7 protein-coding genes and 1 pseudogene are annotated in these 9533 nt (G+C 35.2%); 2 read left to right on the forward strand and 6 right to left on the reverse strand.

Going from position 1 to position 9533, the window contains the following annotated elements:
• Window positions 1–71 precede the first annotated feature (71 nt).
• From P8M54_RS00655 to P8M54_RS00670, 4 genes are all read right to left on the reverse strand, one after another.
• Complete coding sequence (locus P8M54_RS00655) at window positions 72–641, reverse strand: cob(I)yrinic acid a,c-diamide adenosyltransferase (RefSeq protein ID WP_300283833.1); 570 nt, start codon at window positions 639–641, stop codon at window positions 72–74.
• 274 nt (window positions 642–915) lie between these two features.
• The gene (locus P8M54_RS00660) at window positions 916–3840 is read right to left on the reverse strand and encodes a M16 family metallopeptidase (protein ID WP_300283835.1); all 2925 of its coding nucleotides are present in this window, start codon (window positions 3838–3840) and stop codon (window positions 916–918) included.
• 52 nt (window positions 3841–3892) lie between these two features.
• A complete protein-coding gene (locus P8M54_RS00665; protein WP_300283836.1) occupies window positions 3893–4765 on the reverse strand; it encodes a hypothetical protein in 873 nt (290 codons plus the stop codon).
• A gap of 16 nt (window positions 4766–4781) precedes the next feature.
• Complete coding sequence (locus P8M54_RS00670; RefSeq protein ID WP_300283838.1) at window positions 4782–5474, reverse strand: ABC transporter ATP-binding protein; 693 nt, start codon at window positions 5472–5474, stop codon at window positions 4782–4784.
• Between the two features lie 367 nt (window positions 5475–5841).
• Between P8M54_RS00670 and P8M54_RS00675 the strand changes: the two genes are divergently transcribed.
• A complete protein-coding gene (locus P8M54_RS00675; protein ID WP_300283840.1) occupies window positions 5842–6501 on the forward strand; it encodes a DUF6565 domain-containing protein in 660 nt (219 codons plus the stop codon).
• Between the two features lie 57 nt (window positions 6502–6558).
• Here the strand turns inward: P8M54_RS00675 and P8M54_RS00680 are convergent, their stop codons facing one another.
• A complete protein-coding gene (locus P8M54_RS00680; protein WP_300283842.1) occupies window positions 6559–7338 on the reverse strand; it encodes a class I SAM-dependent methyltransferase in 780 nt (259 codons plus the stop codon).
• 153 nt (window positions 7339–7491) lie between these two features.
• Between P8M54_RS00680 and P8M54_RS00685 the strand changes: the two genes are divergently transcribed.
• On the forward strand, window positions 7492–9039 hold the full coding sequence (locus P8M54_RS00685; protein WP_300283844.1) for an SDR family oxidoreductase: 1548 nt from the start codon (window positions 7492–7494) through the stop codon (window positions 9037–9039).
• A 95-nt stretch (window positions 9040–9134) separates the two neighbouring features.
• Here the strand turns inward: P8M54_RS00685 and P8M54_RS00690 are convergent.
• Window positions 9135–9533: pseudogene (locus P8M54_RS00690) on the reverse strand (carboxypeptidase-like regulatory domain-containing protein); the annotation flags it as partial.

Below are 9533 nucleotides of genomic sequence, written 5' to 3' on the forward strand. Positions count from 1 at the left end.
AGTGGTCAGTATTCCGTGTTACGTCATCAGTATTCAGCTCAAAACGGAATACTTTTATTGCAAACAGTATACTATTTCCTTGGAATCCATTTCACTTCCTCGGCTTTAAGGTCAAAAGACAACTTTCGTGCCAATACAAAAAGGTAGTCAGAAAGTCGGTTTAGGTAAGTAATCGCTATCTCAGCAATGGGCTCATTATGGTTCAAATGAACAGCCAAGCGCTCTGCGCGGCGACATACACAACGAGCTATATGACAATGTGACACAGTTGTATGTCCGCCTGGAAGTACAAAATGCGTCATTGGTGGCAAATTAGCTTCCATTTTATCAATTTCATTTTCCAATAATTCAACATCCGAATCTAAAATACCTAGTTTTTGCAATCGAAGTTCTCCATTTTTCATGACTTCTTTTTCCTGTGGAGTCGCTAAAATAGCTCCTATAGTAAATAGACGATCCTGAATTTCAGCTAATATGGTTTTATAGTGTGGATTCATTTCTTGATCACGAACAAGTCCTATGTAGGAATTCAATTCGTCAACGGTACCATAACTTTCAATTCTGATGTGGTCTTTAGGGACACGCGTGCCGCCAAAAAGTGATGTCGTTCCTTTGTCTCCTGTTTTAGTATATACTTTCATTTGTTTTTTATTGCGTTTCTAGACTATAGCTAGTTGTTTCTTGATTTCTAGGATTTATTGGGGTACAATCACTTGCATTTCATCTTTTGGAAGGCAAGTATGATTTTTGTTTTTAGAACATAAAAGAATCAACCTTTCCATTTGCCTCCTTTATTATTCGCCTCAAAGATAAAGTATTGGTGCGGAAAGAAAAAAATCATTTCCATGTATATCGTTTCGTATTAACAAAAAAGCCATTCTTTCGAATGGCTTTTTGACTATGTAGTTTAGATAGTTAGTATCCAAAAATTTCTTCTAATGAAAGTTTTTTTACTTCTCCTAGCTTTTGCATTTCTTCCATCGGGATGTTTTTTTCCGAAGCAACTATCGCGTAGGTGTATGGTTTTTTAGAGATATTTTTACTTTGAAATTCAACAATATCATTCATGTTGATTTGATCTACCGTACTATAACTTTCTTTACGAATGTCTTCGTTTAGTCCAAGTTCTTTAGCTGCTAAGTAGCTAAAGATAATATTGTCTTGAGTTATTCTCTCTGTTTCAATATCTTTTTTCACTTGCGTTTTAGCTAATGCTAGATTATTCGTTAATTCAGGCATTGTCGTTAACAATTCATTCATGCTGTTAGCAGCATCTCTAAATTTATCAGCTTGACTTCCAACATAGCCCATGTAGTAATACGAATCATTTTTCTTTTGAGGAGTAATGTAGTATCCAAAAGTGCTATACGCTAATGCTTTACTTTCTCTAATCGTTTGGAATACGATTGATCCCATTCCGCCACCAAAATAATTATTAAAAACGTTAACTATAGTACTTTGCTTTGGATCGTATTTGTCCGTGTTTCTGATCCATCTTGTTTCTGCTTGTACCATATCGTAGTCAGCAAAAAGTACTTGGTTTTTAGTTTGTACTGCTTGTTTGAATTCTTTTGGTGCTTCAGCCACTGCAAATTTTGCTGGGATCGTGTGTATTTTTTCTAATTCGCTTACCAAAGATTTAAGATCTTTTGGACCATAATAAATTACCGTTTGTTCGTAATTGTTTATGTTTTTGATTTTTTGAATCAACTCAGCAGAAGTAACAGCGGCCAATTCTTGGTTAGAAAAACTGTTGTTGAATTTGTTCTTTGGTCCGTACATTGCATAACTGGTCAAACCTTGTAGGATAGCATTTTTATTTGCTTTTGCATCTGTTCTTGATTTGGTGATTCGTGCTAAAAGTGCTTTTAAAGCAGCTTCATCGGGCTGAACGTTATTAATAACTTCTTCGTACAATTGTACGGCTTTACCAAAGTTTTCTTGTAAACCTTCAATCGAAACCGTAGTGTATTCCTCATTTGAACTTACATTAAAACTACAAGCGATAGTATAGAATGCTTTTGCAATCTCCTCAGATGATTTTTTATCGGTACCTAAAAAACGAATGTATTGCGTCGCCAATGATTGCTTTAAATCATTTAGAGTTCCAATTTTATAGCGGTATTTTAAACGAAAAATTTGATTATCAGTATTTGGAACGTATAAAACAGTAGCAGCTCCAATGTTCGCTTTTTGGATGTCTTTATCAAAATTAATAAAGATCGGTTTGCTAGCATTGCTTGGCATTGCATCTATTCCTTTTACAAATGGAGACTGCTTGTCTGCATTAGTTGCAACAGGCGTAATTTGTGGTTTTTCGATTTTCTCAGCAACTGTTTTTTCTCCTTTTCTTTTAAATATAGCCGCATAGTTGTCTCCAAGGTACTTATTTGCAAATGCAACAATGTCCTCTTTCTTGATTTTAGATAGGTTATCAACGTATGCAACCTGATCTTTCCAATCTTGTTCTGCAGTAAATGCATCCATTAGGGTGCTTGCTCTATCAGAATATTTTTCAGTTTCGTAAATTTTCTGCTTTTTGATATTATTGATAATAGAGGTAATCAATTGATTGTCAAAATTTCCTTTTTTAAGGTTTTCGATTTCAGCTAAAACAAGCGTTTTCACTTCTTCTAGTGATTGCCCTGTAGTTGGTGAAGCTGATAAATATAAAATTCCGTGATCGATTAAAGTGTAGGTAAAGGCACTTGCATTTAGTAACCTCTGTTTTTTAACTAAGTTTAAATCCATTAAACCGGCTTTACCGTTAGTCAATATTTTACCAACTAAATCAGCTAACAATATATTTTTGTCTTTGTTTCCCGGTAACCTGAAACCAATTGTTAAATTCTCAGCATCTGGCCCAACAATTTCTTTAATGATTGGAGCTGTGATAGGTGCTTCATTTTCAAACGTATATTTTTGAAATGGTTTTCCTTGCATTTGACCAAATGTCTTGTCAATTTTAGCAATTACTTCATCAGGATTAAAATCCCCCGACATTATGATTCCCATATTGTTAGGAACGTAGTATTTATTAAAATAATTTCTGATTTCAACTAACGAAGGGTTTTTTAAATGCTCAACTGTTCCAATTGTAGTTTGAAGACCATAATTATGTTTCTTGAACAAACTAGCAAATAATTCTTCAAAAACCTTACTGCCGTCGCTGTCTAATGATCTGTTTTTTTCTTCGTACACAGCTTCTAATTCTGTATGGAAAATTCTAAAAATAGGATTTCTAAAACGCTCTGCTTGCACGGCTAAGTATTTGTCTAATGAGCTACTTGGAACATCATCCGTATAAACGGTTTGCTCAAATGAAGTAAAGGCGTTAGTACCTTGAGCTCCCATTGCACTCATCATTTTATCGTATTCATTAGCAATAGAATATTTACTTGCAACACCTGATATAGAATCGATCGCTTGGTATATTTTCTTTCTTTTTGCTTCGTCTTTCGTTTGGTTGTATTGCTCGTATAGGTCTCCAATTTTATCCAACTCTACTTTTTCTTTTGGCCAACCTTGGGTTCCGTATTTGTCAGTACCTTTAAACAACATGTGCTCCAAATAATGCGCAAGTCCAGTGTGAGTAGCTGGGTCAGTTTTACTTCCTGCTTTTACTGCTACATAAGCTTGGATTCTTGGGTCTTTGTTTGTAGGACTTAAAATAACTGTAAGGCCATTTTTCAGCGTATAAAAACGTGCTTTTGCCGGGTCATTTGATACATATTTGTATTCGTACCCATTACTTTTTTGCTTTTTCCATTCAAATGGACTTTGAGCTACTGATACAATACTTATAAGTAGAGTGATCAAAATTAGAATTGTTTTCTTCATTGGTTTTTTATTCTTGATTGTTGTTTGTAATCGTATTTAATTAGGTGTTCTTTTAAATGGAATTCGATTGCGCTATTTGCTCCACGATACTTTCGGCAAATCGATCCAAAGCACCTTGAGACAATTGAAGGTACAAATCAGGTTCGATACATTCCACTTCCATTAAGTGCAACTGCTCATTGATTAGGATACCATCTACTCTCGCATAGAGTAAATCATCAGGGAAGCGATCGACTATTTTTTGAGCTTGGGCAATCAAATGGCTATCTGGGTGAATCAAAGTGTAGATGCCACCAAATTGTACTTGAATTCTAAAATCGCCATCGACTGGTTTTTTATTTACTGCATGCGAGAATCTCTTATTGAAAAAAATAAAAGAAGTCTCTCCTAATGTCTGAATTTCACGCATGAACTCTTGTAGCAGCAATTCTTTATCCGATGCAATCTCGCTATATTTTTTACTAATAGGACCAAGTTGATTCGTGTCAAAAACTTCTGTTAGATACGAACCCGCCGAAAATGCTGGTTTGATTACCGCTTTTTTCCAATGGGAGGGAAGTAGGCCTTCCAAATTCAAAGCAGCAGTTTTATTAACGAAAATAGTGGGAAGGATCCGAACTCCTTGCCTTTCCATTTCTTGTAAATAGAATTTATGTTTGTTTTGCTTTATGATCGCAATGGAATTCAACGTTTTAATTCCTGATTTTTCAATTTGATCAAGCCAAGAATTGAATTGGGCTTCTTTTTCAAAATAATCCCAGGTGTTCCTAAAAATTAGAAAATCAAAATCAGTCCAATTTGTTTTAGGTTCATCCCAAACCATAGGAATAGCTGTGATATTATGTTTGGCTAACGCCGCAATTAGGGGTTGGTCGGTTAGGTTTAGATCGGGGAGTTGACTACAAGTTAGGATTGCAATTTTCATGGATGCGATTTGCTAATTATTTTTCTTTTCGTGTGTCACTTTCTACTACTCCATCACGTAATCTAATAATTCGATGCGCATACTCAGCGATTTCCTCTTCGTGGGTAACTAAAATAACCGTATTACCATTAGCATGAATTTCATTGAACAGTTTCATGATTTCTACCGAAGTTTTACTATCCAAGTTTCCAGTAGGTTCATCGGCTAGAATAATTGACGGTTTATTGACTAAGGCTCTTGCTACTGCAACCCGCTGCCTTTGTCCTCCTGATAGTTGGTTAGGATGGTGGTCCATACGATCGGCTAGTGCCACTTGAGTCAGTACCTCTTCTGCTCTTGCTTTTCGTTCGGATTTTGAATAGCCTGCATAAATCATTGGTAGAGCTACATTATCTAAAGCAGTTGTTCTAGGCAATAAATTAAAAGTTTGAAATACAAAGCCAATTTCTTTATTACGAATTTCAGCAAGTTCATCATCTTTCATCTTGCTGACATCTTTGCCATTTAAAATGTAGCTACCAGATGTAGGTGTATCTAAACATCCTAAAAGATTCATCAGAGTCGATTTTCCCGATCCAGAAGGTCCCATTAAAGCAACATATTCTCCTTTATTAATCTCTAAATCTATTCCTTTCAGTACGTAAACAATTTCTTCTCCAAGGACAAAATTTCGTTTAATATCGGATATTTTAATTAATGGCTTTTCCATTTTTAAGGGTAGTTAATGATTTATTACTGTAGACTTTCTTAAATGATAAAGTACGTCTTCTTTATATTAGTTGTGGGATTTCATTTTTTGTTACAATTGTTATTGTTTTTTTTACTTATAACTTATAAGATAGTTGCTACAAAAGAAATAAGACGCGAATGGGCGTTTTGGTGCTAACTTTCTTTCCGTAGCCTATTGTAGTCGTTCATTTTTGAAATTACACTATTTTGATAAAATATTATGAAATTATAATGTTTTACTGTATTTATCACAATTTTATTAATTATTTACAACATTATAATGTTTGTATTGAATATAATTGAATTCGATGTACATTTGAATAATATTAACCTTTAAATCAACAAATATGAAAAGTAGTAAATTAATTTTAGGAGTAGCAGTGATTGCATTAAGTTTTACATCTTGTAAAAACGAAAAAGAAAAAGAAGCAGAAAAAACAGTAGAAAGTTATGTTGTATATGTAGATTCATTAGGATCAGTTGCACCAGCTGACGCAAAAATGAACTGGGAATCAATCGATGCTACCTACACTGTAAAAATGAATCAAGCTGAAACAGCTTTGATGGATATTAAAGAAAATAAAGAAGCTACTGAGAAATTAGAAGCTAGTAAACTAAAATATGAGGCTATGAAAGCGTCAGTACAAGCTCAGCTTGCTGCTGAAATGCCAAGCCCTAAACAAGCCATGCGTAATGCTTTATTTGGAGAAGGAAAAATTGGTGAGGACATGGATTTTTCATGGGTAAATTCATCTAATATCTTGGGAGTTTATGATCAATTCGTAAATACTGTACAAGATAACAAAGACAAATTTTCACGTGAAGACTGGGATGAAATTAAATTAATGTATGAAGCATTAGATAGTCGTAAAAATACAGTTGAAAAAGAAGGTCTTACCTCTTCAGATAACAGAAAAATTGCAGGCTTGAAATTGAAATTTGCACCTATGTACACTTTAAATAGAATGGGTGCTAAGTCAGAAGAAATGGAAAAAGCAAAACAGTAATATATTGGTTTTAATTCAAGAAAATGACAGTCAGAGATGGCTGTCATTTTTTTTGTGCTATACTCTAATGACAAAATGTTCTTTGGGCTGTTCTTTTCTGAAAAAAACGAATCCCCATTGAAAAGTGTCAATTGTTACCGTAACGAAGGGATTTTCTTGAATTATTTTCCAAGCTTCTTCCATCTCTCTTGACCAGTGGATGTCATCAAATATCCAAACTGTATCGTTTGTTATAGTGGGCACTAATTTTTCAAAATAATCCAATGTTGCCTTTTTTGCATGGTTACCATCAAAATAAATCAGGTCAAATTTTTGTTGCTGTAGCGTAGGCTGCTCTAAATACAAATCAAATGCTGTGACAGCTGAATGAACAGTAGGAAGCTCAAAATTTTTAAATTGTTGTTGGGCAATTCGCGCTGTCTCAGGACAACCTTCAAGGGTAGTAATCGCCGCCTTTTTGTTTCCTAAAGCGAGTGCTGCCGTTGCTAGCCCTAACGAAGTACCAATTTCTAAAACAGCTTTAGGCTGAAAATAATTTGTAATTCTTAAAAGTAATTCTGATCGTTTTTGACTTATCCCTGCTGTTTTTGCGATTTGAGCAATTGGTCTAACATTCGATTTGAAAACTTTGGACCCTGCACCAAAATCCATTACCGTAATGGAATTATAATTAGTCAAAAGTGATTTTCTATATTTTTTTAGAATGGAATACTCAGGTTTACTTTTCTTGTCGTAAAAACATTTGGTTATTAAGGTAAATACAAATGGGGAATGAACGGCATGTTCATTTTTAGAATACCAAAGGAATTTTAAGTAGGATTTAATCTGGAATAACATAATAAGGTGCTTCGAATGCACAAAGGTACAAAGATTATGATGTTTACTTTGCTAGATTTTGAAGTTAAAATAGAGTGTAAACTTGAAAATGAAGTCCTTCAAAAAAAACTATATTTGCGCTCTTAAAAATAACAGCTACGATTTCAAAAGATAATGAACGAAGAACAAATAGATGAAGTAGGAATCACATCGGATGAAATTAACCGTTGCATTGCCATCCTTTCGCAATTAAACAGCAATACTGATCAAATTTTTGACATCCCTAAAGAGCAGCGTACCGCCTTGATTAAAGCCGCAGGTCAGTTTTCAAGACCGGATCGCGATGAATTGGCACGACGTAAAAAAGATGGTGTAAAAGCGAATAAACGCAAAATGGAGAAGCGAGATCGCACGGCTCGTAAGGAAACCGGAATTCGTTTTGCTCGGGAGTCAGCAGTATTTATGGCGCCCAAATTATTGGCTGCAGCTGAACTAGAAAACAAAGAGACCTTAGAGTTGGAAACTCCAAGGCAATGCTATGTGTGCAAAATTGATTTTACCAAAATGCACCATTTTTATGATACCATGTGTACAGACTGTGGCGATTTTAATTATGCTAAACGCTTCCAAACTGCTGATGTAAAAGGGCAGGTTGCTGTAATTACGGGGTCACGATTAAAAATAGGATATCATATTACTTTGATGTTGTTGCGTGGTGGAGCAACCGTTATAGCCACTACTCGTTTTCCGGTGGATTCGGCTTTGCGTTTTGCCAAAGAGCCTGATTTTATGGATTGGGGCGATCGTTTAAAAATTCATGGTTTGGATTTACGACACATTCCTTCGGTAGAGATTTTTTGTAATTTTATCGAGCAAAAATACGATCGTTTGGATATCTTAATCAATAATGCAGCACAAACCGTGCGGCGTCCTGCGGGGTTTTATACCCACATGATCGAAAATGAAGAACGACCAATTAGTGATTTACCAAAGCAAGCGCAAGAGCTGTTATTGGATCATTTGAATTGTTTAGATGAATTAAAAGCGTTGACCTCAGGCGCTTCTTCAAATGACAATATGCCGGTAACTTGGCACGGACCTGAACCTGGAATTGGTTTAAGGGCTTCCGCCAAATTATCTCAAATTCCGTATTCATTTGATAATGCGTTAGTAGCAACCGAAGTTTTTCCGGAAGGAGAACTCGATGCCGACTTGCAGCAAGTAGATTTGCGAAAGACAAACAGCTGGAGATTAAAGTTAGGACAAATCGAAACTACGGAAATGATCGAAGTACAGTTAGTTAATTCGGTAGCGCCTTTTGTACTCTGTAATCGCCTTTCTGAAGTGATGAAGAAAGACAATACAGGCCAAAAACACATCATCAATGTTTCGGCCATGGAAGGGAAATTCCATCGTTTTTTTAAAGAAGCGAGACACCCACATACCAATATGGCTAAAGCATCCCTGAACATGTTAACGCACACTGCTGCGGGAGAATTGGCAAAATCAGGAATTTTCATGAACGCCGTAGATACGGGTTGGGTAACCGATGAAGATCCAGCTGAATTGGCCAAGATCAAACAAGAACAACAAGATTTTCAACCACCTTTAGATATTGTTGATGGAGCTGCACGTGTAATGGACCCTTTATTTGACGGAATAAATACAGGAAAACATTGGTGCGGAAAATTCTTGAAAGATTACGGTCCGATTCCCTGGTAAAATTATAGACATCGGTCTAGTATAGTATATCAAAAGAAAACCACAGCTTAACTTTAGTTTTGCTGTGGTTTTTTAGTTTACTTTTGAAAATCAGATCAATTAGCTGCTTTAAATCGTTTCATTTCTTCAAGTGGTTCAATGGCATTATAGTCCTTCCAAATTTTTGGATCGTACGATTTAATTGTGATATACTTGAAATCATCTTCTTTAATTTTTGTGATTTCTGAGGCTGCAATTGGAGAGCGGGAAAGATTTAAAAATTCTGTTTTCGAACTCGAATTCCCTTCAACTTTGATATCTAATGACAGTACATCTTTGTCTTCGCGAGTTAATTCAATAAATTTTAAGGGTCTATTTATATAGAAATATTGTCCTCTTTCAATGGTAGCATACTGCAAGTAATAACCGTTTCCTTCCTTTTTTTTCTTGTAAATAATCGTTCCGGTACTTTTATTTTGGGAGGCTTTTATTCCTAAAAGTAGTTTTAAATTTAG

Origin of the sequence: Flavobacterium sp. (assembly GCF_029242675.1) — a bacterium.
In the GTDB taxonomy this organism is placed as follows: Bacteria; Bacteroidota; Bacteroidia; order Flavobacteriales; family Flavobacteriaceae; genus Flavobacterium.

Bases quoted from the DNA above. Each gene is read 5' to 3' on its own strand.
- P8M54_RS00670 (WP_300283838.1), bottom strand. From the start codon at position 5,474: ATGGAAAAGCCATTAATTAAAATATCCGATATTAAACGAAATTTTGTC.
- P8M54_RS00680 (WP_300283842.1), bottom strand. From the start codon at position 7,338: ATGTTATTCCAGATTAAATCCTACTTAAAATTCCTTTGGTATTCTAAA.
- P8M54_RS00685 (WP_300283844.1), top strand. From the start codon at position 7,492: ATGAACGAAGAACAAATAGATGAAGTAGGAATCACATCGGATGAAATT.
- P8M54_RS00675 (WP_300283840.1), top strand. From the start codon at position 5,842: ATGAAAAGTAGTAAATTAATTTTAGGAGTAGCAGTGATTGCATTAAGT.
- P8M54_RS00660 (WP_300283835.1), bottom strand. From the start codon at position 3,840: ATGAAGAAAACAATTCTAATTTTGATCACTCTACTTATAAGTATTGTA.
- P8M54_RS00665 (WP_300283836.1), bottom strand. From the start codon at position 4,765: ATGAAAATTGCAATCCTAACTTGTAGTCAACTCCCCGATCTAAACCTA.
- P8M54_RS00655 (WP_300283833.1), bottom strand. From the start codon at position 641: ATGAAAGTATATACTAAAACAGGAGACAAAGGAACGACATCACTTTTT.